General features: G+C 32.9%; 21 protein-coding genes. 6 read left to right on the plus strand and 15 right to left on the minus strand.

The genetic code is table 11. The annotated features are described in order from the left end of the window. Positions 1-74: 74 nt before the first annotated feature. From pfkB to FYJ71_RS04735, 4 genes are all read right to left on the minus strand, one after another. The gene (pfkB, locus tag FYJ71_RS04720; RefSeq protein ID WP_154537670.1) at positions 75-986 is read right to left on the minus strand and encodes a 1-phosphofructokinase; all 912 of its coding nucleotides are present in this window, start codon (positions 984-986) and stop codon (positions 75-77) included. 199 nt (positions 987-1,185) lie between these two features. Beyond that, positions 1,186-1,941, minus strand: coding sequence for a DeoR/GlpR family DNA-binding transcription regulator (locus FYJ71_RS04725; RefSeq protein ID WP_235899073.1), 756 nt, complete (start codon positions 1,939-1,941; stop codon positions 1,186-1,188). 41 nt (positions 1,942-1,982) lie between these two features. Further along, entirely contained in the window at positions 1,983-2,132 is a 150-nt protein-coding gene (locus FYJ71_RS04730) for a methyltransferase (RefSeq protein ID WP_154537671.1), read from the minus strand. 39 nt (positions 2,133-2,171) lie between these two features. Then, complete coding sequence (locus FYJ71_RS04735; protein ID WP_154537672.1) at positions 2,172-2,744, minus strand: methyltransferase domain-containing protein; 573 nt, start codon at positions 2,742-2,744, stop codon at positions 2,172-2,174. A 333-nt stretch (positions 2,745-3,077) separates the two neighbouring features. On the opposite strand from FYJ71_RS04735, the gene FYJ71_RS04740 reads away from it, so the two are divergent. Next, positions 3,078-3,803 carry a DUF5714 domain-containing protein gene (locus FYJ71_RS04740; RefSeq protein WP_154537673.1) on the plus strand — a complete coding sequence of 242 codons (726 nt, stop codon included), beginning with the start codon at positions 3,078-3,080 and terminating at the stop codon, positions 3,801-3,803. 68 nt (positions 3,804-3,871) lie between these two features. On the opposite strand, the gene FYJ71_RS04745 is transcribed toward FYJ71_RS04740, so the two are convergent. The 3 genes from FYJ71_RS04745 to ychF all read right to left on the minus strand — a co-directional run bounded on the left by FYJ71_RS04745 (position 3,872) and on the right by ychF (position 6,889). Further along, positions 3,872-4,414, minus strand: coding sequence for a rhodanese-like domain-containing protein (locus FYJ71_RS04745; protein ID WP_154537674.1), 543 nt, complete (start codon positions 4,412-4,414; stop codon positions 3,872-3,874). A gap of 154 nt (positions 4,415-4,568) precedes the next feature. Further along, entirely contained in the window at positions 4,569-5,723 is a 1,155-nt protein-coding gene (locus FYJ71_RS04750) for a cell wall-binding repeat-containing protein (protein ID WP_154537675.1), read from the minus strand. Between the two features lie 68 nt (positions 5,724-5,791). Beyond that, positions 5,792-6,889: a redox-regulated ATPase YchF gene (gene ychF / locus FYJ71_RS04755; RefSeq protein ID WP_154537676.1), complete on the minus strand. Its 1,098-nt coding sequence runs from the start codon at positions 6,887-6,889 to the stop codon at positions 5,792-5,794. A gap of 327 nt (positions 6,890-7,216) precedes the next feature. Between ychF and FYJ71_RS04760 the strand changes: the two genes are divergently transcribed. From FYJ71_RS04760 to FYJ71_RS04770, 3 genes are all read left to right on the plus strand, one after another. Further along, a complete protein-coding gene (locus FYJ71_RS04760; protein WP_154537677.1) occupies positions 7,217-7,726 on the plus strand; it encodes an RNA polymerase sigma factor in 510 nt (169 codons plus the stop codon). Position 7,727: 1 nt separating this feature from the next. Next, positions 7,728-9,095 (plus strand): hypothetical protein, encoded by a 1,368-nt coding sequence (locus tag FYJ71_RS04765; RefSeq protein WP_154537678.1) that lies wholly within the window; start codon positions 7,728-7,730, stop codon positions 9,093-9,095. 110 nt (positions 9,096-9,205) lie between these two features. Continuing rightward, the gene (locus FYJ71_RS04770) at positions 9,206-9,781 is read left to right on the plus strand and encodes an HdeD family acid-resistance protein (RefSeq protein WP_154537679.1); all 576 of its coding nucleotides are present in this window, start codon (positions 9,206-9,208) and stop codon (positions 9,779-9,781) included. A 312-nt stretch (positions 9,782-10,093) separates the two neighbouring features. On the opposite strand, the gene FYJ71_RS04775 is transcribed toward FYJ71_RS04770, so the two are convergent. The 5 genes from FYJ71_RS04775 to FYJ71_RS04795 all read right to left on the minus strand — a co-directional run bounded on the left by FYJ71_RS04775 (position 10,094) and on the right by FYJ71_RS04795 (position 15,788). Next, complete coding sequence (locus FYJ71_RS04775) at positions 10,094-11,119, minus strand: PDDEXK nuclease domain-containing protein (RefSeq protein WP_154537680.1); 1,026 nt, start codon at positions 11,117-11,119, stop codon at positions 10,094-10,096. A gap of 180 nt (positions 11,120-11,299) precedes the next feature. Beyond that, entirely contained in the window at positions 11,300-12,796 is a 1,497-nt protein-coding gene (locus FYJ71_RS04780; protein WP_154537681.1) for a UDP-N-acetylmuramoyl-L-alanyl-D-glutamate--2,6-diaminopimelate ligase, read from the minus strand. A gap of 9 nt (positions 12,797-12,805) precedes the next feature. Continuing rightward, positions 12,806-13,507, minus strand: a complete 702-nt coding sequence (gene cuyB, locus FYJ71_RS04785; protein ID WP_154537682.1) for a cysteate racemase — start codon at positions 13,505-13,507, stop codon at positions 12,806-12,808. Positions 13,508-13,523: 16 nt separating this feature from the next. After that, positions 13,524-14,741, minus strand: a complete 1,218-nt coding sequence (locus FYJ71_RS04790) for a carboxylate--amine ligase (protein WP_154537683.1) — start codon at positions 14,739-14,741, stop codon at positions 13,524-13,526. A 99-nt stretch (positions 14,742-14,840) separates the two neighbouring features. Further along, a complete protein-coding gene (locus FYJ71_RS04795) occupies positions 14,841-15,788 on the minus strand; it encodes a putative ABC transporter permease (protein WP_154537684.1) in 948 nt (315 codons plus the stop codon). A gap of 136 nt (positions 15,789-15,924) precedes the next feature. Between FYJ71_RS04795 and FYJ71_RS04800 the strand changes: the two genes are divergently transcribed. After that, positions 15,925-16,560, plus strand: a complete 636-nt coding sequence (locus tag FYJ71_RS04800; protein ID WP_154537685.1) for a Maf family protein — start codon at positions 15,925-15,927, stop codon at positions 16,558-16,560. A 152-nt stretch (positions 16,561-16,712) separates the two neighbouring features. Here FYJ71_RS04800 and FYJ71_RS04805 read toward each other — a convergent pair whose 3' ends face one another. Genes FYJ71_RS04805 through nifV form a run of 3 tightly spaced genes read right to left on the minus strand, consistent with a single transcriptional unit; the run spans position 16,713 to position 20,918 of the window. After that, entirely contained in the window at positions 16,713-17,756 is a 1,044-nt protein-coding gene (locus FYJ71_RS04805; RefSeq protein WP_154537686.1) for an isocitrate/isopropylmalate dehydrogenase family protein, read from the minus strand. A 1-nt stretch (position 17,757) separates the two neighbouring features. Then, positions 17,758-19,698 (minus strand): aconitate hydratase, encoded by a 1,941-nt coding sequence (locus FYJ71_RS04810; RefSeq protein ID WP_154537687.1) that lies wholly within the window; start codon positions 19,696-19,698, stop codon positions 17,758-17,760. 47 nt (positions 19,699-19,745) lie between these two features. Further along, positions 19,746-20,918, minus strand: coding sequence for a homocitrate synthase (nifV, locus tag FYJ71_RS04815; RefSeq protein WP_154537688.1), 1,173 nt, complete (start codon positions 20,916-20,918; stop codon positions 19,746-19,748). A 367-nt stretch (positions 20,919-21,285) separates the two neighbouring features. On the opposite strand from nifV, the gene FYJ71_RS04820 reads away from it, so the two are divergent. Next, the gene (locus tag FYJ71_RS04820; protein WP_154537689.1) at positions 21,286-22,416 is read left to right on the plus strand and encodes a DEAD/DEAH box helicase; all 1,131 of its coding nucleotides are present in this window, start codon (positions 21,286-21,288) and stop codon (positions 22,414-22,416) included. Positions 22,417-22,520: the final 104 nt, after the last annotated feature.

Here is a 22,520-nt window from a genome sequence, read left to right on the forward strand (position 1 = left end):
CAGATCATTCATCAATACAATTAAACATGTATTTCCTTTCAATCTGCGACACTAGTTTACATTAATTTATAAATCTAGCAATCTTCTACAACAACCTTACTTAATATGTTTTCTACACTTTTCTTGTCAGCTATATCTTCGCAAAAAGCAGTTGCAGTACCACAAGCCACAGAAAATTTAAAGCTATCAATTGGATTTTTACCAGATTTTAAGCTTCCAACAAATCCTGCCAACATAGAGTCACCTGCTCCAACAGAATTTACAAGCTCTCCTTCAACCCTTGGTGAATAGTAGACTTCATCCTTGTCAAAGAACAGGGCCCCGTTTGATCCCATCGAAACTATTACATATTTTGCACCTAATTCCAAGCATTTCTTCCCATATGGTATGACATCTTCTTTGTTATTAAATGTTTTCCCAAATAACTCTCCAATTTCATCGATATTTGGTTTTATCAAAAGAGGCTTACTTTTTATCGCTCTTATCAATGCACTTCCAGACGTGTCGACCACAAAATCAGCGCCATTCGTTTTACAAATATCGATTATCTGATCAACTATATCCTCATCCAATCCAGGTGATGAGCTTCCAGAAATAATCACAGTATCGTTTTCATCAATTCCGTTAATTTTATCTAGAAACTGCTGCTGCTCTTGCTTTTTGATGTTTGCTCCTCTACCATTGATTTCACTCTCTGAAGAACTTTTTAATTTCACATTTATTCTCGTATTATCTTCAACAAAAATAAAATCGTGTGGCATTCTCAAATTATCAAACCAATCTGATATATACTTTCCTGTAAAACCTCCCAAAAATCCGGTCGCAGTATTTTCAACACCAACATTAGTCAACAATTTAGATACCATAATTCCCTTACCGCCAACATTTATGTAATCCTTGGTAGACCTATTGAGACTTCCCTCAACAAAATCATCCACATGGATTATATAATCTATCGACGGATTTAAAGTAACTGAATATATCATATACAAAACCTTTCAAAATAATATAACATACCTTATCCATCTAACTTTAAGAGAATTATATCACGATTTTAGACTTTAATCAATCATTTTCTATCATTTTCTTCTATTTTCTTCCATATTTTTCATTTGATTTTTCAAATCCACAATAATTTCTGTCATTTTCTTTCATCATAATATCAAACTATGACTTATACTCAGCTTATAATTCAATTATCGTAGCTACATTAATTATTCTTTTATCTATTTTATTATCTGATTTATTTGTAACTATTGTAACATCATCCAAATCACAAATCTTCGCAAATGAAACTGAACCAAACTTGCTAGAATCCACAACCACATATGAATCCTTTGACAAATCTATTGCAAGCTTTTTGATAACTGCCTCGCTATCGTCAGGGGTTGTAATTGCAGACTTGAACGTTATTCCATTTGCACCGATAAACGCCTTTGTAAACCTAAATTTTAGCAGATTGAGTACCGCCTGTTCTCCTATTACCGTCTGAGTTTTAGGTTTAACTTCTCCTCCAAGTAAATACGTCTTCACTCTATTTTCAACAAGTTTTTGTGCATTATGAACCCCATTTGTTACTACCGTTATATTTTTTTCAGATAAGTATGGAATCATTTCCAAAGTTGTAGTCCCAGAATCTAGATAAACATAATCTCCATCCTCAATTAAACTCGCACAGTATTTTGCAATTGCTATCTTTTCTGTCAAAAACTTTCCTGTTCTCTCATCTATTGAATAATCCAGTGTAAAACTTCCATTTACTGCAACTGCTCCACCATGAACTCTTTTCAATAATCCCTTTGCTTCTAGCTCATCCAAATCTCTTCTTATAGTAGATTCGCTGGCGTCAAGAAGCTTTACCAAATCCTTCAATTTTAATATACTTTTTTCAGACAACATATTTACGATAATTGATTGTCTTTCTTCAGTTAGCAAATCCATCACCTCCATTTTCTATAAATTATATCATTTTGTTTATATTCTTATTTTGGTTTATATGCTGAAAGAGATGATGTTCTGATATAATCCTTCAAATATTTATTTATATCTAGCTCAAATCCCCATTCTCTAGCATACTCTGGCGAAACCGTCCTTGTATCAATAACGATATCAACAAAGCCTGATTTTTTCATTATTCCAACCAACTCTTCCAGAGTCAATGCACCGGCTACTCATGAGCCATACATTCTGGGATCCTCTACAACCTCATTAGGAAGTGGGATATCCAAGGTTATATCTGAAATACCAAATCTTCCCCCTGGCTTTAATATTCTAAAAATCTCGTCATACACCCTTTGTTTATCCGTCGAAAGATTTATCACACAATTACTCAATACAACATCAGCCAAATTATCTCCTACAGGAATATTTTCAATCTCTCCCAACCGAAAATCTACATTTTTGAAATCATTCTTCTTGGCAATTTCTCTTGCTCTGCTTAGCATATCATATGTCATATCTATTCCAATCGCCATGCCATCATTTCCGACCTTTTTTGAAGCCAGAAATACATCCATACCTCTACCACAGCCCAAATCAACTACAATCTCACCTTTTTGAGGCTCTGCAATCTTCTGTGGATTTCCACACCCTAAACCGAGATTTGCCTCATTCGGAATGCTGTTCAAATCTTCCTGTGAGTACCCAATTGATTTACTTATATCGTCCTTTTCTGAATTATTACTTCCCTTTGCTATTTCGCTATAAAACTCTGTGACGACAGTTTTTATTTCATTTTTTTCCATAATCGTTCTCCATCTAATATTCTTCTATCTTTTCGTTCACAATATCTTATTATTCTGGCGTATCCCACAATATAATCGCATTTCAATACTATCTCATTTCAATACTATCTCATTTCTCACATCAATATTATATTTTCTATCAGTCAATCATTTTCTGCGATTTTATGACTTTATTTTTCCAATACCTACATTTTACCATAACCATACTATTACTTTCCACTGTCAAATATTTATAAAAGACTATAAGGGGATTGATAATTATCAATAAAAAAAATATAATGTTAATATACAAAAAATATTTTTATGTTTTAATTTGAGATTGGAGAATTGACTATGAGATACTATCAGGGATGTATGATTTGTGGAGAAGACCTAGTTTATTCAGAAAAATATTCTGAATGTGAATGTTCAATATGCGGAAAACCATTTAATTCAAATGTAAGATGTCAAAAGGGACACTATGTTTGTGATTCATGCCATAGTGCCGATGCGTTGGATATAATTGAAAACTATTGTGTTGGATGTGTTGAAAGCGATCCACTTGAAATTTCAATAAAATTGATGGACGATCCACATATATATCTTCATGGACCAGAACATCATTATTTGATACCAGCCGCCCTAATAACTGCATATTGTAATCAATTCGAAACTCAAAATCAAAAAATCGAAAAACTAAAAATAGCAAAAGAAAGAGCTAGCATTGTTCCTGGAGGCTTCTGTGGATTTTATGGTTCTTGTGGTGCTGGAATCGGAGCAGGAATATTTGCGTCCGTTATATCAGAGGCAACTCCATTGACAACAGATTCTTGGGGATTTGCAAATAAAATGACTGGATTTGTTTTGACTGAGCTTGGCGAAATTGGCGGACCGAGATGCTGTAAGAGAAATGGTTGGTACTCAATAATTAAAGCGAGCGAGTTTTTGGATAGGGAAATGAACAAAAAACTATTCGATTACGAAAACGAACGACCAGTATGTACATACAAAAATAAAAATAAAGAATGTATAAAAATTAACTGTCCATTTTTCTTAATAAAGGATTTAAAAATGCTATGATACTTTCGTATCATAGCATTTTCAGTCAATATAAAAAATTATTATTAAGAATTTATTTGGTATTAAGACTACTTACTTCCTTCTGTTTCATATCCAGCATCAATCCAAGCTATTATTCCACCTGGTTGTCTGTAAATATTTGTGAATCCAGCTTCTTTGGCAATCAAAGCACCAACATGAGATCTCTCACATTTAACAAATCCACAGTAAAGAACGACCTTTTTGTTTTTGTCACTTCCAAGAGCCTTTATAAAAGCGTCTTTTTGCTCTGGAGTAGTTTCATCCAATTTTACTGGCAATTCAGCGTTTACAGCACCTGGAATTCTGTTTTTGTCATAACTCTTTGCAGGCATAGTGTCGACAATAATCATATCTTCTTTTTTGTCTATCCAAGCCTTTAAGTCTTCAGTGCTAACCAATTTGTACTTACCTTCATCAACAGCCTTAACCAACTGCATTGATGCCTGCTCGATTGTCAATTCATTTCCATCTTTGGCAGTACCAGGGCTATCTTTGGCTGGAGCCGCAGCTTGATTTCCTCCACCTGAGCAAGCACTTAAAGAAAGTGCCAATGCAAAGAATAATGCACATACTTTTGTCAATTTTTTCATACCCATTCTCCTTTAAAATAAATTATTCTTATAAAAATTATATCAAATAAGAAAATAGGATTCAATTATACACCGTGAAAACGTTATAGTATTTTTCTATTATCTAATTCCGACAAATTGATTTATTGAATAATAATAAAGTTGGCATGAGATATTACTGCTGTGCTGGAGTTGTGTCCTCTATTTTCTCAGTTGATGTCTTTGCAGAATTTTCTGGAGTTATCACAACTTCTTTTTGTTTCTTAATAACCATATTTTTCAACTGGTCCTCAATTGATTTATTAACGGAATTTTCTCCTCCAACAATTATCACATTGTCAATATTGCCTTCGTTCAACAAATTAATAACTGAGTTTGGTAGTCTATTATTTCTTGTCAATACAACAGTGGCATTTTTTAAACCGGCTATTGTCGATGAAGCCAATGCATCAGGATAATTTCTTCCATCCGCCAAAATTATCGTCTTTAGAGGAGTTCCTGTTAATTCTTCAAACATTCTTGCACCCTTTACAGATGTTTCATATCTATCTGCTCCCTCAACTCTCTTTTGCTCTGCTGGTCCCTTTGGAACAGAATTTACCCCACCGAATACCAGCCAGAAAGGATTACTTGGAATTAAATTAGTCGAATTTGGCACAATATATGAAAGAATATTTCCTCTAATCTGTCCCACAATAGCACCAGCTATCAAGGCATCAGGATAATTTTTTGAATTTATTCCAACAAATTGTTCACCCATTGGATTACTAGTATTTGCTCCATTATAGTAATATCTGGCATAAGCTATTTTTTGTGCTGTTGCATACCTATTTTCTCCAGCCAGTCTTTCAACATTGTATCCCTGGCTTAAAAATTTCTTTTCGACAGCATTTGAAACTGTATTAGTTCCACCCAAAATAATCACGTTTTTGGCGTTTAATCTCTTTATCTCTTGAAGAACGTCATTTCTAACGTTATCTTTATTTACTAACAGTAGTGGAACTTTAATTTGTGAAACCAAAGATCCTCCCACAAGAGCATCTATATAGTCTTTACCACTCGCTACTACAACAATATTAGATCCCTTGAAGTAATATTTGCTAATCTCAAGAGCAGTACCATATCTGTCTTTTCCACTAATTCTTCTAACATCAAGCTTGTGATCAACTGTAATTAATTGTTTTTTTTCAACTATTGTCTCTTTCGCATCGTTGTTCAATCCCGTATTAAGCTCTATATCGTTTGTAGTAACAGCTTCATCGGCAAAAACAATCCCAGAAGCTGATGATAAAACAACTAGACTTAATGCTATTGATATTAATTTTTTCATAAAGAACCACCTCCGAATACCTTATGTTAATTATAACATAAATTCATACAGTATACTATTATTCTATTTTAAACGTTGAATTTGAATAGGATTACATCCCCATCCTTAACAACATATTCTTTACCCTCTAATCTCACAAGACCTTTTTCTTTTGCGGCTGACATAGTTCCATGCTCTACAAGATCATCAAATGCTATAGTTTCAGCCTTAATAAATCCTCTCTCTATATCTGAGTGAATTTTCCCACCAGCTTGAGGCGCCTTTGAGCCTTTTTTTATCGTCCATGCTCTGACTTCCTGTGGACCTGCTGTCAAGAAAGAAATTAGTCCTAGAAGATGATAGGATGCCTGAATTAATTTATCCAAGCCTGACTGCTCAAGTCCTAGAGTTTCCAAAAACTCTTTCTTTTCCTCATCAGTTTCAAGCTCAGATATTTCTGCTTCAATTTGAGCACATATTACTACAACATCAGATGATTCTGTTTTCGCAAACTCTCTAACCGCTGCAACCATACTGTTATCAGCACCATCATTCGCCAAATCTTCTTCAGATACATTTGACACGTATATTACAGGCTTTGAACTCAATAAATCCAATGTATTTACATAAGTCCATTCATCATCAGAAAGCTCCATAGTTCTAATGCTCCTACCATCTTCAAGAGTAGCTTTTACCTGATTAAGAATATCCAGCTCAGACTGTAGCTTTTTATCTGCTTTTAGAGCCTTTGTTGTCTTTACTATTCTTCTATCCAATATTTCCATATCAGAGAAAATCAACTCAAGATTGATAGTTTCAATATCTCTCAGTGAATTTATACTTCCATCTACATGGACGACATTTGAATCTTCAAAGCATCTGACAACATGAACAATTGCATCGACCTCTCTTATATTTGAAAGGAACTTATTTCCAAGACCTTCTCCCTTTGATGCCCCTTTTACCAAACCCGCAATATCGACAAATTCAATTGCCGTTTGAACTATCTTCTTAGAATCATATAAATCCTTCAATATATCCAATCTTCTGTCTGGAACGGATACCACTCCTACATTGGGATCTATTGTACAGAATGGGTAGTTTGCAGACTCTGCGCCAGCCTGCGTTATCGCATTAAAAAGCGTACTTTTTCCAACATTTGGTAAACCAACTATACCTAATTTCATTTTTTACCTCCAAAATTTATCATCTCATAAATATAATCTTATAACCTTACTCTAACACAAATAATAAGATTTTTTTCTCCCACTTAATATCAGTTATTTATCATTAAAATATCCATTATTGAAATATTCATTATTTATTTTTAATACTAATGTTTTATTATTACTGATATTTTTTTGCATAACAATACAAAATATATTATATAGTATCATAGTGGCAAAATCAAATGATAATCCATATTTTTTTATAAATATGTGGAACAAAACTAATTCTAATGTGTTATATTAATATAAGCTTGTTGAACAATTAGAAAGGGGGAGTGCATTACTATGAAAAATAGTGAAATAGAAAATATATATAAAAAATACTATAAAAATTTAATATTATACGCTGTTTCATTGACTGGTAATCTTCATGAGGCTGAAGCATTGGTACAATCAACCTTTCTAAAGGCAATCCTATCCTATAAGAAAACCGGAAGCATCAAATTTTGGCTATCAAAGGTACTGAAAAATGAATACTTAAATACACTCCGGCACAAAGCAAAATTCATTGATAACCCTGATGAGGTCTTCGCTACGAGTGAATCAAAATACAATGATTATGAAAATCCAATTGATATTTTAATACAAAACGAAAATATAAAAGAAATCGCAAATGCAATATCACTTCTTCCAGAAAAATACAAAATGGTTATCATGTATAACGTGTATATGCAACTTGACGATAGTGAAATTGCCGAATTGATGGAAACAAGCGAATCTAATGTAAGAAAAATAAGACATAGAGCCAGAAAAAAATTAAGTGAAATACTATCAAATAATGTTGGGGGGTTTTAGTATGAATAATGATAAACAAAAAAAAATCGACAACAGAATCGAGGAACTAAAAAAAGAATTTAATACCAACGGAAAAAGCAACACTAAATCAGAAAATGATAAAATATTTTCGGAAAACGCTTTAGAATCTGAATCAAAGCTTTACGAGCAAATCACAAAGGAAATAAAAAAACGAATACGCAAAACAGTATTAAAGACGATAGCAGTTATAGCTATTATCGCAACTGCATTGGTCTTTATTATCAATCCTGTCATAAAATCAATGTATCCTGATTTCGTAGGTTTATCAACATCAAGTGAAAAGAAGTATTTAAAAAATGCCAGTTTATATGATAATATACAATACTGGATTTTCAAAACAATGCCAATTGACTTTAATAAATATGATGAGCCCGATAAACTTTCAGAGCTTGTATATAGCTTCTATAATACAACTCAACCATTCACTCGGTCAGGCTTGGTTGAAGTTGTCGACAATCATTTTGGCGACTACCAATTCATTGTAAATACTATCTCACCTAATGTAAGTTCAATGAGTAATAGCAGATCAAATGTAATTCAGTTTAAACGAGGTAACACGATTAAGGACACGAATAACAATTATTACTCCGATTTCTATTTTCCAGCATCATACTATGAGACATTGACAGAAAACAATAAAACCAATGATAATGAGCATAATAAAAAAATAATAGAATCGATAAAAAAGCTTCCTGATTCAGCAGTTGTTTCTGCTTCTATTTTTACCAAAAATGTGGGATCAGTTAGAGATATCACTATATATATGAAAAAAAACTATCCTTTGGTAAATATGTTTTGGATGCCAGTAGTAGATACGGTTGTTTATAATAAAATTGAAAATATTTATAAGAGTAAATCTGAGAATTTGGAAGATTACAGAATTTTCCAGCTTGGAATAAGCGTTGATAGTCAAATGAAATATCAATCCAATTTAAACAGCTTGTATGATCAAATTGAAAATTATAGTGAAGAAAAAATTAAAGATATTTACTTAGATAATTTAAATAAAATAACTAACAATCCCACACTATTTTTTACTTTTTGTGATTTTTCGTCAATTATACCACACTACGAAAAAATTAACTCCTCTTTTGGTTCGGCATATTCAGTTGGTTTTGAATTCAATTCCGATAAAGAACTATATGAAAATGTAAAAAGAGGAAATACTGATCATTACTACTACACTTTTAACGAATATTTAGAAAACATCAGAAAATCTGATAAGGTTCAAACGCATTCATTCACTGCAACGTTACAAAAAAATGAACTATTAAGACTTCTAAATGACACTCGTATATTGACAGCAAACATAATGAGTGTAAATATGTCAGAATATCCTCAGCAATAGATATAATCACAGCTTGAGCAATATACATTTTCGATAATAATATTTTTACCTCTATTTCATTTATTTAACTATTTTATTATGGTATAATTAGATGAAATGGAGGTGATTTTATGAGTGAAAAAAAGAATAAATTGAAAAATAGAAATATAGTGAGTTTATTAATCGGAATCATACTGATTGTCACTTCAATATTCACATTTATTAAGCCTGTTAGTACATTTCTAATGTTGTCATATATATTGGGAATTGTATGTATGACAAAAGGGATTCACTTTATATATCTATATTTCAAGCTGAGAAATGAATTTAAACTTAGGGCAAATACCATATTAGTGTTTGGAATAATACTGATAGTTGCAGGAATAATATTTGTTGTAAAGCCAATCTTTGCCAATAATATCTTTACATATTTAATTGCCATTTGGTTTATTTACGATGCAATCGATAACTTTATTTCAATAGGAGAAATAAAGGATGCAAATCCTCGTCTATTTATTTTGAGTATTATCTCTAATATTTTGATATTGATCGGAGCAACCATAATTATAATCAACCCATGGATTACAATAGTATCGTTGTCTATCGCATTAGGAATAACACTACTTATCTCAGGAATAATGTACCTGATTCGATCACTTACAGCTATCGACAAAAAAGAAGAAAAATCGAGCAGAAACCTCCATTAGATAATCACAAATCAGCCTACATTATATTATAATGTTGTGGTATAAATCAATACCTGATGAAGCAGGCTGAGATAATGGAAAACAAGGTAATACAAATTAAGATAATATTCTATAAAAAGATTACAATAAAACAAATGAACTGACCCCAAAAAGTTGGTTATGAAAATCAACTTTAAGGAGGTCAGTATTTTCTTGTCGAAGTATGGTACAGAATTTAAAATTAGAGTAGCAAATGCATACCTAAATGTCTCTGGTATAAGGTACAACATTTTCAGGATAACCATACACCATCTCTAAACATTCATAATTTTTTTATTTTTTCTTGTATTCCTTTACCACTCTTTCTACCTGTTCTTCTAATTGTTCTCTATCAGGAATATATAGCGTATACTTAGAAGCAAATATCTGGTTAGATAGACTACCAAGTGCATATTCCGCCTGTATGCTATCCTTATTCGCACAAAGGATAATTCCGATAGGTTCATTATCCATTTCGTCATTAACTTCGGCTTTATAGTAGTTAAGATACATATTAAGCTGTCCTACTGCTTCCGGCATTAGTTTACCTGTTTTAAGTTCAATAAGCACGTAGCTTCTTAGGATTTTATTGTAAAATACCATATCAACATAGTAATGGATATTTCCAAGTGTTACCCTTTGTTGTGAGCCAACATACATAAAACCCTTTCCAAGTTCAAGTAAGAATTTTTCTATGTGAGTCACGAGTGCTTTTTCTAAATCACTTTCCATAATTGGCTTTTCTTCAGGTAGACCTAAAAATTCAAATACATACGGATCTTTTATCACATCCCTTGGAGTAGCTATTTCATTTCCCTTTAGAGCTAAATCCAATACTTTTTCTTTATTTTCATCTCCACTTGATAGCAATAATCTCTCAAATAATGATGTATTTATTTGTCTTTTTAATTCCCTTACAGACCAATTTGCATTTACTGTTTCTTTCTCATAAAAGCTACGCTTATTCTTATCATCGATAGACAATAACTCACAATAGTGCGACCAACTCAATTTAACAGACAGTGTCTGTTGAATTTCATATTCTTGATAAAATCTCCTCATAAACTGTAGATTAGAAACTGAAAATCCACGACCAAATTCTTTAGTAAGCATTTTAGACAAATCTTTCAATAGAGCTTTACCATACTCTGCTCTATCTGAATGACCTTGCTCATCTTCAACAATAATTCTCCCTATTTCCCAATAGGTTTTTACTAATATATTATTAACGTGCTTCGCTACATCGTTTCGTGAATTTTCCATTATCTTTTTGATGTTTGAATAAACATCTCTATGAAGATTTTCAACTAAATTATTCATAGCTTTACTCCTTATCTACCTCCAAAGTTTAAAATATAATTACCATTATACTCCTTTTTAAAAAAATAACAACACAACTTTTTTGATTTTTCATAAAATAATTATATTCCGATATATGAATCATTTAGCATATATTTCAGTTTTTAATGATGATATATTAATAGAAACTAATAAAACTTATTAGTTTCTATTATTGGCAACAACTGACGCTGCTTTAATTACCTCTGCTTTTTCATCGTAAAAAATACGCTGACCTTTCACATACTGGTATTTTTCATGTCCTTTTCCTGCAATGATTATCATATCGCCTTCAACAGCCAATTCCATAGCCTTCAGTATTGCCTCTGCTCTATCCTCGATTTTATAAACTTCGCATTTTGAATCTACAAAAGATTCAGCAATATCGTCAATTATCTTCATCGGCTCCTCATCATCTGGATTATCAGTTGTAATTACGCTCACGTCACAAAGCTTGGCAGCTACATCTCCCAATTCTTTTCTTCGAATCGCAGAGCGACCACCAATAGAACCAAAAACACAAATAAGTCTATTCGGCTTATATTGCAAAAGTGTATTCAATACATTTTCAAGACTGATACCATTATGGGCATAATCTAGCACGACTGTTGCATATGGCAATACTGGCAAAACCTCTACTCTGCCATCAACCTGAGCCTTTGATAATGCTTGTAATGATTTTTCTCTATCAATTCCCAGAGATTCACAGGTAGCAATTACAGCAAGAGCATTGTAAATACTGAACTTACCTGGTGAACAAATATGCGTATTTACAACCTCCAAACCGTTCCCATTCTTTCTTTTAAAATTAAAACTTGCCCCCAAAGACTTTTCATCTCTTGTCAATACGATGTCACTAGCTTGCAAGTCTGATTCTTTGTCAATTGAAAAAGTTGTAATATCACATTTCGCACTGTCTATTATATATTGTGCATTTTCATCATCAAGATTTACCACACCATGTCTACACATGGAGAATAATCTGGCTTTACATTCTCTATAATGTTCAAAAGTAGGATGTTCCTTTGGTCCTATATGGTCAGGAGAAAGATTTGTGTATACACCAATATCAAAATCAACGTCATCCACTCTTTGCATCATAAGCCCGCCACTGGATACCTCCATCGTAACGCACTCAACACCTGCGTCCAACATATCTCTCATAGTCTTATGTAGTTCGTAGCTTTCAGGAGTAGTATTTATTGTTTTTTCGGCAATGTCATTATAAAATACTCCATTTGTTCCGATAACACCAGTATTTAAACCAGATTCACACAAGACAGTTTTTATATAGTTGGTAATAGTTGTCTTTCCCTTTGTACCAGTCACGCCGATAATCTTCATCTTGGAAGATGGATTTCCAAAAAAATTTGAAGACATCCTCGAAAGCGCCGCCCTACTATCAGAAACTATCAATTTGATGGCATCTTCAGGCAATTCCAAATTGTCATTGATAATAAATACCCTCGCTCCATTGCTATACGCACTATCGATATAATCGTGACCATCCAGAGTTTCACCTTTAATTGCAACAAAAATTGTACCATCTGCTGCTTTTCTGGAATCGTAAGCTATATCTCCAATTTCTATCGTTTCCATTTCCAACATGGTTTTGTTTGAAACAAACTCTAAACCATTTAATAAATCACTTAGTTTCATTTTTTTCTCCTATTTCAACTTTCTACCAGACTTTATAATTGTATTCATAGCCAGAACCTCAGATGAGTCAACAAAGAAATTATCATCCAAATTTTCATCCTTTTTGATTATTGAAAGCTCTGTGCATCCCAAAATAACGCAATCACATCCATTTTCCTTTACTTTATCAATAATTTCATCAAACTCTTTCATATTTGCCTTTTTTCCAGCCTTGACATCGTCATAAATAATCTTCATGACCTTGTTTTGATATTCTTCATCCAAAACAAAAAAATCAATACCCTTCTGTTTGCACATATTCTGATATAATTCCGTCTTTATATTACCAGTTGTTGCCAATATACCAATCTTCTTATGCTTCTGGTCTATTGCATAATCGACAGTTTCTTCTATCATATTCAGAAGTGGAATGCTTATGCTTTCAGAAATTTCTTTATAAAAATAATGTGCAGTATTACACGTCAACACTAAAAAATTTGCTCCAGCCTTTTCCAGCCTCTTTGCATCTTTTATCAAGACATCAAGAGGTGACCTATCAGACTTTCCTATTATATAGGCTGTTCTATCTGGCGTTGATGCTCTATTCATTATTATCATATCTACGTGCTCTTGGTCATTTTTTGCGTCAGTCATTTCTACGACAAGATCATAAAAATACACTGTGGCCATGGGACCTAGTCCACCAAGAACGCCAACTAACAAGTTTTCCATAAAATTCTCCTAGTCATTAATATTTTTTACAGTATTTCTTGAATTTCTTTTTTTGATTTATATTATAAAGGAAAATATATAGACTCCTCTTGAAGTTTCCTTTCAAATCATAATCGTAGCCATAAGAGCTAGCACTCCTTCCACTAGCGACCAAATCCTTGCACTTTTTTACCAAATCTTTATTCTTTACATAATCATACACCACAGAATTTGGTATCACGTGCCAGTAGAACGGATCCTTTTGTATTTTTAATTCAAGTTCCTTGTTGAAAACTCTGTCTTCAACCACATATTTAGCAATGTTGTTTCCAGATGATGTTACATAAAAATTACTTCTTCCCTGTCTCAAATTGATCTCAAACACCTTGAATTTCCCATCTCTATCATCATATTTAATATCGAAATTAGAAAAACCAACGTATCCTATTTTTTCTAAAAAATCCTTATACTTGTTCATCAATTCTTCTTCATATTCAGTAATTATGGCTGCGTGATTTCCAATACCCTTCGGAGTATGCTCTTCCAACAGTACGTGACCAAAGCACATCATTTTTACCTTACCATTTTGATCTGAGTAACAAGTCAAAACTCTCATATTTTCATCTTCACCTGGAATAAAATCCTGAATAATCATACTTTTTTCATATCCATGAGAATATACTTCTTCAATAATTTTGTTGAATTCCTCTTCATTATTTGCAGTATACGCCTTATTCATGCCTTCAAAGGAATTTTGAAAAAAGGATATACTATCTGAAGCCTTAACTATTATAGGATAGTTAAAACCAAAATCTCTAGTTGAATCCCCTTTGTTGTAAATATAAGTTTTCGGATAGTCCAAGCCGTACTCTTCACAAACGGAATAGAACAATTCCTTTTCAACAAGCCTATTCTTTAATTCAGAATCAATATAAGGAACGACAAATTTTTCAGAAAGAGCATCTCTATTATCAATAATCAGCTCTGCATATTCATCTGTACATCCCATCAGTATCAGCACTTCATCATCCGAATGCTTTTCAGCTTCGTCAAGCAGAACTTGAACGAATTTTTCTTTATTATTAATTTCCTCATTAACTCTAAAATCAATAAACTTACTGTGATTAGTAGCACCTAAAAAATATCTACCGAATGCTATGGAAGTTATTCCATACTCTTCATGAAACGCTCTCGCAACACTATAACAATTTAAATCTCCACCACATAATATTGGTTGTATTTTTTTTACTTTCATAGTACACCTCTTTATATATTAAAATTGCATCAAAATAATATTTATCTTTTTCTTATATGGCAATTAAAAATAAGATCTTTTTAACTGCTACATTTATTTCTATCTTTTATTCAGCTTTTCCTTGATAGCCCGTCTAAATTCTTCAAAGGACTCTGTATACATATCTTCCCTTAGCTTCGGAAACGCAGTGATAATTCTTTTTTCGCCTCTTCTATAGCTATTGATAAGTTCATTTCTCTTTATTTTTAGCTCTTCCAGCTTCAATTGTGCTTCTGTCTTAATTTCCTTAAAATCCGATAATTCTCTTTCAATAATACTTCCAAAAGCATCCTTTCTTTCTTTTATATCTGAAATCTCTTTGTCGATAGCCTCTCCAAAAGCATTTTTTCTTTCAGAAAAATCCTTAAGCACTGGATCTACTCTATTTATTATATCGAGTGTTGTATCACTGACACCTTCACCCACCATATTACTCAAATCATAGATTTGCAATTGCATTTCCTCAAGAAGAGCAAGTTTTTTATTTAACTTCAGCACATTCTGAACAGAAGCCAATAAATCGACTAAAATCGAAATCACAGATACCCCACAAAGAACCATCAGCATTCTTAAATCTATCAACGAAACAAGATTTTCAATCATAAAGTGAATATCCCTAACAAGTATAACTCCTGCTATTCCCCAGTACACACTAAACTGAATACATACATAGCCACCCAAGTTAAATGGTACATCAGAATAGTCCCACCATCGTTTATGAAATATTCTATCTAAGAAAAATCCTACTAAATATTCCAAAATTGTACATATTAACACAGCACCAATAAACAGAATAAATAGATTATCTTTAATTGGCTCCAACAGGAAAACAATAGTAATCGCACCGAATCCGTATATAGGGCAAACCATTCCTGCTAAAAAGCCTCTATTGATAAACTTCCCCTTTGTAAAGGCATGATAAGCAACTTCTATTATCCATCCACTAAAAGAATAGATAAAAAAATATGCCAAATAATTCCATATTTCTATATTTTTGATAATATCCATAAATCGCCTCCGAACATCTACTAATATATTATACCACAAGTAATGTAAATGCGAATAATTGTATCATTTTTTCTTTATTTTTATCTTAATTTACTATATAATTTTTCTTAATAGAAGGAAATGGTGGTGAAAAAATATGAGATTAATTCTAGCGAGTAACTCCCCCAGAAGAAAGGATTTAATGAAACAAGCTGGATTAGACTTTTCTGTAAAAACGTCAAAGAATATTAACGAAAAATTAATTGAAGATGAATTACTAAAAAATATATCCGAAAAAAAACCTTACGAACAGGCACACGATTTAACCAGAGAATTGTCATTCGAAAAAGCCAATGCCACACTGGCAGAGTTATCCTATGACAATGATTTTGATTGCGAGGATATCATAGTGATCGGTTCAGACACTGTAGTTGTATGTGAGGAAAAAATTCTCGGAAAACCAATTAGTAGACAGGACGCATATGATACTTTGGTTTATTTGTGTGGTAAAAAACATAGAGTGTATACGTCTTTCTGTTTATTATCAAAATATAAAGAGAGGATTATTACATCGTATACGGAAGTAGAATTTTACAAATATGATGATAAAACGAACGAAATTATCAAAAAGTATGTAGAATCAGGATCTCCATTGGATAAAGCCGGCTCTTATGGTATACAAGACTATGGCTCTTTATTAGTAAAAGAAATCAAGGGAGACTATTATACAGTTGTTGGATTTCCTATCTCATTGGTTTATAGAGAACTCGAAAATTATAATTCAGAGATATAAGCCAATCCAATATATACTCTAATAGATGGAGGAGCATTCTCAACTCAAAATGAATCTGCTCCTTCCATCACCATAAGCATACGCCGATTAAATAAAAAAAGAAGCCAGAAAATCTATTCTTGGCTCCTTTTTATAAAGTGATTGATTGGCAATTATTTATTTTTTTCTATCAATCTGCATAGCTCGCTTGCGAACTCTTCAGTAGTAGAATTTCCACCTAAATCTGGTGTAATTATTTTTCCAGCCTTAAATATTTCCTTCAAGGATAACTCTATCAAATTGGCTGCATCGTATTCTCCAATATATCTCAACATCATCACTGCCGATTGAATTATTGCAGTAGGATTTGAAATTCCTTTACCTGCTATCTGAGGAGCACTTCCATGTACAGCCTCGAAAACTGCATATTCGTCACCAATATTGGCACTTGGAATAATACCAAGACCTCCTACTAAACCTGCACATAGATCAGACAATATATCCCCATACAAATTTGGCATTACCAAAACGTCAAACCATTCGGGGTTCAACACCAAATTCATGGCTGCAGCATCTACAATGACATCATCTCTATATATAGAAACATCTTTTTCATTTGCTCCGTTTAATCTATCAATATTATTTTCATCACATACTTTCTCGAATGTGTCTAAAAACAATCCGTCAGAAATCTTCATTATATTAGCCTTGTGTACACATGACAATCTCTTATATCCATTAATTTTCGTGTAATTGCAAGCAAAGTTCACAATCCTTTCAGTAGCTGGCTTTGTTATTATTTTTATACTTTCCCCAGCATAATCCCCAACCTTATGTTCAACACCTGCATAAAGATCTTCTGTATTTTCTCTAATTATTGTCAAATCAATATCTTCATATCTTGATTTTATTCCATCAAAACTCTTAACAGGTCTAACGTTAGCATATAAATTCAATTCTTTTCTAAGTGCCACGTTTACACTTCTAAATCCCTTACCTACCGGTGTAGTAATAGGACCTTTTATGGCTATTTTATTTTTTTTAATGCTTTCTAATACATAGTCAGGTAATGGTGTATTGTATTCATCTATCACTTTTTCACCAGCAACGACCTCTTCCCAATTTATGCTTACTCCAGAAGCCTTTACCACTTTTTTCATAGCCTCTGTAACTTCCAGACCTATACCATCTCCAGGAATCAATGTAATATTATACATATTATGCACCTATTCCTTTCTTTAATTTAATACTATTTAACTTTCCACCAGCATTTAACATTTCAATTTCTTTTTCATTAAAAACTACGGATACACTAAAACTAACGCCTCTATCCTTGTCAGTAACAACTAGCTTACCATTTTTTATACCTTCCAATATTCCCTCAATTTCGATATTATCCATCTGTGAAATCAGGTCATAATCTTCAGGATTTTCAAATTCCATCGGAATAATACCACTATTTATTAGATTTGCCTTATGAATTCTAGCAAAGCTCTTTGCTATTACTCCCTTTATTCCCAATTGAAGTGGTGCCAACGCTGCGTGTTCTCTTGATGAACCCTGACCATAGTTATCTCCACCTACTATAAATCCACCAGGATTATCCTTTGATCTAGCTGAAAACTCTTCGTCAATTGTACTAAAACAGAAATTTGCCAAATAAGGAATATTACTTCTAAATGGTAGAAGCTTTGCATTTGACGGCATAATATGGTCCGTAGTAATATTATCGCCAGTCTTTATTATCACCTTTCCTGATAACTTATCTTCCAAAGCTGTATTAAGAGGGAAAGGCTTAATATTAGGTCCTCTCACAACTTCCACCTCAGTAGATGTATCGGCTGGAACAATTATCATGCTATCATCTATCATAAATTCATCTGTGCTTATATCTGAAAAATCAATATCAAAATCTATATCTCTCGGATCAGTAATATATCCCGTCAATGCAGTAACGGCTGCTACCTCTGGACTCGAAATATATACTTTTGCAGAATTTGTACCACTTCTTCCAAAGAAATTTCTATTGAAAGTTCTGACACTTACCGCATCCGTTCCAGGTGATTGTCCCATACCTATACAAGGACCGCATGAGTTTTCCAAAATTCTAGCACCTGATGCAATAATATCAGCCAATGCACCATTTCTAGCTATCATTTCCATAACCTGTCTTGACCCCGGAGCAATTACCAAGCTAACATCATTTTTAACTTTTCTTCCCTTTAATATCTTTGCGACCTTCATCAAGTCCTCGTAAGAAGAATTTGTACAGCTTCCAATAGCTACCTGATCCACTTTTACATCTGATACTTCACGACATTTTACAATATTATCAGGGCTATGTGGTGCTGCCACCATTGGCTCCAATGCATCTAAGTCTATTTTTATAATTTCATCATATTTCGCATCGTCATCAGCTTTCAATTCTCTCCAATCATCAAGCCTACCCTGCGCCTTGAAATACTCTCTCGTTTTTTCATCACTCGGGAATATAGATGTAGTTGCACCTAGCTCAGCACCCATATTTGTTATTGTAGCTCGCTGTGGAACTGATAGGCTACTCACACCTTCTCCCCCATATTCATAAATTTTTCCAACTCCACCTTTAACAGTTTCTCTTCTCAACACCTCAAGAATGATATCCTTTGATGCGACCATTGGACATAATTTACCAGTTAGCTCAACTTTTATAACTTTTGGTACTTTGATACTATATGGTTCGCCAGCCATCGCCAATGCAACGTCAAGTCCCCCTGCACCTATTGCCAACATACCTACTCCACCTGCTGTCGGTGTGTGGCTATCTGACCCTAGCAAAGTATCTCCAGGAACAGAAAACCTCTCAAGATTTACCTGATGACAAATTCCATTTCCAGGCTTTGAAAAATATATTCCAAATTTGTTGGCAACAGTTTGAATATACTTATGATCATCAGCGTTCTCAAAGCCTTGCTGCAACATATTATGATCTATGTATGCAACGGATTTTTTCGTCTTTACTTTATCTATTCCCATTGCCTCAAGCTGCAAATATGCCATTGTACCTGTCGAATCCTGTGTCAAGGTTCTATCTATTCTAATTCCAACGGAACTTCCTTTTACCAATTCACCTTCAACAATATGCTCTTGTAAAATTTTTTCAACTATATTTTTTCCCAATTCAACCACCTACTTATATTATTTATTATTTTAATCGTTGTCTAAAATTATACTATTCTATGAAGAACATCTCCTCTTTCTCTCAATATATCTCTGTATATTGATACTATTTCCTTGTCAAAAAGAGATCTCTTCAATTTTACAGATGTACTTCTAATTTCTTCTAACACTCTATTAGCATCAGCTTCATCTAGCTTTATATCATATTCCAAGAATTTATTAACCACTGCTGCCTTTCCAGAATGCTTTCCAATAACTATCTGTCTTTCTAATCCAACCTCTGAAGGATCAAACGCTTCATAATTTTTTGGATCCTTTAATGCCCCATCTGCATGAATTCCAGATTCATGTCTAAACATATTGCTTCCAACAATCGCCTTCCATGCCGGTAACTCACGTCCTGAAGCTCTTGAAACATATTCTGAAATTTCCTTGAATTTTCTAGTGTCAATTTTTGAGTCAAATTTTAAAACTCTTGTCAATGCCATCAATACTTCCTCAAGAGCTGCATTTCCTGCTCTCTCACCCAAACCATTGACAGTAACGCCAACATAGTTTGCGCCACCTAGAATACCACCAACAGCATTAGCCGTAGCCATACCAAAATCATTGTGTGTATGCATTTCTATATCAAAATTCGTCGCATTGTATATTCTCTCAATCTTATTTTTTATTGTGAATGGATCCATCACTCCCACAGTGTCACAGAATCTAAATCTATCAGCTCCTGCTTCTTTGGCAGTATTGATAAAGTCGATTAGGAAATCTTCATCTGCTCTCGAAGCGTCCTCACCATTTACAGAAACATATAGTCCATTTTTCTTGGCGAATTCAGTAGCCTTTACCATTTGTTCTAAAACCCATTCTCTAGAAGTTTTTAATTTGTTCTGAATGTGGATATCAGATACAGATATAGATATTGCAACCGCATCTACACCACAATCAATACTTTGCTCTATATCACCTATTACGGCTCTATTCCAAGCCATAATACTCGATTTTAAGTTTTTCTTTACAATCTGCTTTATTGCATCTTTTTCATCTCCGCCCATCGTTGGAATACCGACTTCAAGTTGATTAATTCCAAGATCGCTTAACATCTCAGCAATCATAAGTTTTTCGCTATTGGCAAAAACCACACCAGCAGTTTGCTCTCCATCTCTCAATGTTGTATCTACAAATTTCAATTCTTTTCCCTTGATTTTATCTATAACGCACATAATATCCTCCCATTCTGCAAGATTTTTTATCCAACTTGCAATTTCATATTCTTATTATATCTGATTAATAGATATTAATCAAGACTTTTTGAAATTGTATTATATATCAACTTTCATTTTTTGAATATTTTAAATCAAAATATCGTTTTCCTATTCTATGTTTTGCAAGTTTTAAATTTTATATTTCATTATGCTATTTTAATAAAGAAATTCTGATGAAGTTTTTATAAAATAAAGTTTCAATAGCTGCGAATATATTTATTTCGCTTTATAGTACATTATTTCGCTATAAATATGGTATAATTTTATTGATAATATAATATTTCTAAAAGAAAGGAAAAGGCAACCAGCCTTCAAATTAATAAATATGAATACTAACGGAAATAATTTTAATATACTTGAGATAGATCAAAAAATAATTGCTGCTCTTGGTAAAATGGGTATAAAACAACCTACAGATGTTCAGAAAAAAGCTATTCCACAAATTCTAGCAGATAATGATATTATCGTGGAATCCAATACAGGAACAGGAAAAACCATGTCCTTTTTAATACCCATAATGCATAAAATTTTATATGGAAACACTTCAAATTCCATAATTTTGGCGCCCACTAGAGAATTAGTAATACAAATATATTCAGAGGTTTCCAAGCTATTTGATATATTGGCGAAAGCTTCGGACGAAAAAAATATTATGGAAGTTTCTTTAGATATCATTTCTATTTATGGAGGAAAAGATATAAATTCTCAAATATCCAAGCTTAAAAGAAGAAATAAGACGATAATAATTGCAACTCCAGGTAGATTAATAGATCATATCAATAGAAAAACAATCGACATATCAAAAACAGACTCCTTTGTAGTCGACGAGGCAGACCAAATGATATTGATGGGCTTTAGAAATGAAATAGACTTTATCTTTTCAAAAATAAAATCAAAAAAACAAGTCCTACTGTTTTCAGCCACAATCGATTCGAAAGTAAAAAAGATGGCGTACAGATATTCAGACAGCTTTTCTACTATTAGAATTGATGGAAAGGACATACCAAGCACGATTGAACAAAAATTCGTATTCACCACAGATAGAAATAAATTTGATGATTTTTGTCAAACAATAGAAAACGATCCTCCCTTTATGGCGATTGTTTTTTGTAGGACAAAAGCAAGAGTTGATAATTTAGAGCTAAAAATGGCACAAATAGGCTATAAATGCGAAAAAATTCATAGCGATCTCAGTCAATCAAAACGTGAGCGAATAATGAAGGATTTTAGGAGTTTGAAAATCCAATTTCTGATTTCTACAGACCTTTCATCAAGAGGACTTGATGTTGAAGGAATTACTCATATATACAACTATGATTTTCCAGAAAGATCTGAGGACTATATACATAGAATTGGTCGTACAGGTAGAATTGGAAAGGAAGGTATTTCCTATTCATTTATTACAGAAAAAAACCAAACTATTTATGATGAAGTGTGCAGGTATTTGGACAAGTAAATATTCTTAGTATTTTATAATGTATGAGGCATTTTTCTCTGTGAGAGCATAAAAAAATTATGCAAAAAATTAGCCTTCTATGGAAAAATGAAATTCCGTAGAAG

Origin of the sequence: Peptostreptococcus porci (genome assembly GCF_009695815.1) — a bacterium.
Classification (GTDB): Bacteria; Bacillota; Clostridia; order Peptostreptococcales; family Peptostreptococcaceae; genus Peptostreptococcus; species Peptostreptococcus porci.

Bases quoted from the DNA above. Each gene is read 5' to 3' on its own strand.
- pfkB (WP_154537670.1), bottom strand. From the start codon at position 986: ATGATATATTCAGTTACTTTAAATCCGTCGATAGATTATATAATCCAT.
- FYJ71_RS04725 (WP_235899073.1), bottom strand. From the start codon at position 1,941: ATGGATTTGCTAACTGAAGAAAGACAATCAATTATCGTAAATATGTTG.
- FYJ71_RS04730 (WP_154537671.1), bottom strand. From the start codon at position 2,132: ATGAAAAAATCAGGCTTTGTTGATATCGTTATTGATACAAGGACGGTT.
- FYJ71_RS04735 (WP_154537672.1), bottom strand. From the start codon at position 2,744: ATGGAAAAAAATGAAATAAAAACTGTCGTCACAGAGTTTTATAGCGAA.
- FYJ71_RS04740 (WP_154537673.1), top strand. From the start codon at position 3,078: ATGAGATACTATCAGGGATGTATGATTTGTGGAGAAGACCTAGTTTAT.
- FYJ71_RS04745 (WP_154537674.1), bottom strand. From the start codon at position 4,414: ATGAAAAAATTGACAAAAGTATGTGCATTATTCTTTGCATTGGCACTT.
- FYJ71_RS04750 (WP_154537675.1), bottom strand. From the start codon at position 5,723: ATGAAAAAATTAATATCAATAGCATTAAGTCTAGTTGTTTTATCATCA.
- ychF (WP_154537676.1), bottom strand. From the start codon at position 6,889: ATGAAATTAGGTATAGTTGGTTTACCAAATGTTGGAAAAAGTACGCTT.
- FYJ71_RS04760 (WP_154537677.1), top strand. From the start codon at position 7,217: ATGAAAAATAGTGAAATAGAAAATATATATAAAAAATACTATAAAAAT.
- FYJ71_RS04765 (WP_154537678.1), top strand. From the start codon at position 7,728: ATGAATAATGATAAACAAAAAAAAATCGACAACAGAATCGAGGAACTA.
- FYJ71_RS04770 (WP_154537679.1), top strand. From the start codon at position 9,206: ATGAGTGAAAAAAAGAATAAATTGAAAAATAGAAATATAGTGAGTTTA.
- FYJ71_RS04775 (WP_154537680.1), bottom strand. From the start codon at position 11,119: ATGAATAATTTAGTTGAAAATCTTCATAGAGATGTTTATTCAAACATC.
- FYJ71_RS04780 (WP_154537681.1), bottom strand. From the start codon at position 12,796: ATGAAACTAAGTGATTTATTAAATGGTTTAGAGTTTGTTTCAAACAAA.
- cuyB (WP_154537682.1), bottom strand. From the start codon at position 13,507: ATGGAAAACTTGTTAGTTGGCGTTCTTGGTGGACTAGGTCCCATGGCC.
- FYJ71_RS04790 (WP_154537683.1), bottom strand. From the start codon at position 14,741: ATGAAAGTAAAAAAAATACAACCAATATTATGTGGTGGAGATTTAAAT.
- FYJ71_RS04795 (WP_154537684.1), bottom strand. From the start codon at position 15,788: ATGGATATTATCAAAAATATAGAAATATGGAATTATTTGGCATATTTT.
- FYJ71_RS04800 (WP_154537685.1), top strand. From the start codon at position 15,925: ATGAGATTAATTCTAGCGAGTAACTCCCCCAGAAGAAAGGATTTAATG.
- FYJ71_RS04805 (WP_154537686.1), bottom strand. From the start codon at position 17,756: ATGTATAATATTACATTGATTCCTGGAGATGGTATAGGTCTGGAAGTT.
- nifV (WP_154537688.1), bottom strand. From the start codon at position 20,918: ATGTGCGTTATAGATAAAATCAAGGGAAAAGAATTGAAATTTGTAGAT.
- FYJ71_RS04820 (WP_154537689.1), top strand. From the start codon at position 21,286: ATGAATACTAACGGAAATAATTTTAATATACTTGAGATAGATCAAAAA.